The sequence below is a fragment of the Massilia sp. P2_C2 genome (assembly GCF_056404615.1).
In genome coordinates this window covers 1-1,784 of record NZ_JBFUDR010000561.1, presented here as the reverse complement: position 1 = coordinate 1,784, position 1,784 = coordinate 1, and the positions used below count along the sequence as shown (strand labels likewise).

2 protein-coding genes and 1 pseudogene are annotated in these 1,784 nt (G+C 67.9%); all 3 read left to right on the top strand.

What is annotated here, in order from left to right; all coding sequences use genetic code 11:
* A partial coding sequence (locus tag AC1DYX_RS30840) for a hypothetical protein (protein WP_477265987.1) occupies positions 1-300 on the top strand: 300 nt, incomplete at its 5' end.
* Positions 297-1,463, top strand: a complete 1,167-nt coding sequence (locus AC1DYX_RS30835; RefSeq protein ID WP_477265985.1) for a response regulator — start codon at positions 297-299, stop codon at positions 1,461-1,463. The genes AC1DYX_RS30840 and AC1DYX_RS30835, both read left to right, overlap by 4 nt.
* Before the next feature lie 50 nt (positions 1,464-1,513).
* Positions 1,514-1,784, top strand: a pseudogene (locus AC1DYX_RS30830) (hypothetical protein); the annotation flags it as partial.

Below are 1,784 nucleotides of genomic sequence, written 5' to 3'. Positions count from 1 at the left end.
TACATCGCCAGCGCGGCGGCCATGCCCGCACCCGCATCTGCACCCGAGGCGGCGCCGGTACTGCCTGCGGATGCGGACGGCGCCGGGCAGGAAGCCGTCGCCCAGCTCGACCAGCTGCTGGCCGAGTACTCGGGCGACGCACTCGACTACTTCCTGACGGTGCGCGCGCACCTGGCCGGCGTGCTCGACGCGCAGCGCCTGGCGCGCCTGGAACAACACCTGTCCCGTTACGAATTCGAAGAGGCGCGCCAGCTGCTGCCGGCCGCCACGACCCGCCCCGATATCGCGGAAAACCGATGACTACCTTCGCCACTGGAACCACGAGTACCAAGAACAACAAGGACAGGCCGACCATCCTGATCGTCGACGACACGCCCGACAACATCATGCTGTTGTCGCGCCTGCTCAAGGACAGGTATAACACGAAGGTCGCCAACAACGGCAGCCTGGCGCTGCAGATTGCCCAGGCCACGCCCGGCCTGGACCTGATTCTGCTCGACGTGATGATGCCCGGCCTGGACGGCTACGAGACCTGCCGCCAGCTGAAGGCGAATCCGGTCACGGCCGACATTCCCGTGATCTTCCTGACCGCGAAGAGCCAGGTCGAGGATGAGGCGATGGGCCTGTCGCTGGGCGCCGTCGACTACATCGCCAAGCCGGTCAGTCCGCCGATCCTGTTCGCCCGCGTGGCCACCCAGCTCACGCTGCTGGATGCGCGGCGCCAGCTGAAGGAGCACAACGAGAACCTGGAAAAGCTCGTCCAGGACCGCACGGCGCAGCTGGCGCTGATGCAGGAAGCCATCATCATGGCGATGGCGTCGCTGGCCGACAGGCGCGACAACACGGTCGAGCAGGCCGGCAAGGCGGACGATGGCCACGTCCGCCGCACGCAGCACTACGTGCGCGCGCTGGCGCGGCACCTGCAGGGTCACCCGCGCTTCGCGGCCGAGCTGAGCGACGAGAACGTCGAATTGCTGTACCGCTCGGCGCCGCTGCACGACATCGGCAAGGTGGGCATCCCCGACCGCATCCTGCAAAAGCCCGGCCTGCTCGACCGCGAGGAATTCGAGGTCATGAAGCTGCACGCCGTGTACGGGCGCGACACCATCATGCTGGTCGAGAAGCACATCGGCGGCACCAACGGTTTTCTCATGTTCGCGCGCGAGATCGCGCATTCGCACCAGGAGAAATGGGACGGCTCCGGCTATCCGGACCGCCTGGCGGGCGAGCGGATCCCGCTGTCGGCGCGCCTGATGGCGGTGGCCGACGTGTACGACGCGCTGATCTCGCGCCGCGTCTACAAGCCCGCGTTCACGCATCAGCAGGCGCTGGACGTGATGCGCAAGGGCCGCGGCACGCATTTCGATCCGGACGTGCTCGACGCATTCTTCGAGATCGAGGACCGGTTCGCCGCCATCRCCGAGGCTTACCGCGACGCCGGCGGCGACGGCACGGGCGCCTGACGCGGGGTGCGCCCTTCCGCGTATGGGTCGAATGATATATATTGTTTGGCTTGTTTAACGAAGGAGGTCCCCATGGCAAGGACGACGGTGGCGGCAAGGACGGCCACGAAGACTGCCGCGAGCGCGGCGAAGGGGACGGCGAAGAAGGCCGTCCCGGCCCGGGCCCCGGCAAAGGCGGCTGCGACGAAAAAAACGGCGCCCGCGGCGAAGACGGCCCGCGCGAAGGTTGCACCTACGCCGGCACAGGCGGCAAAGAGCGCGGCACAAGCGGCGGTACGCGCCGTCGCCGCACCCGCGAAGACCGCGCGCGCGAAGCCGGCC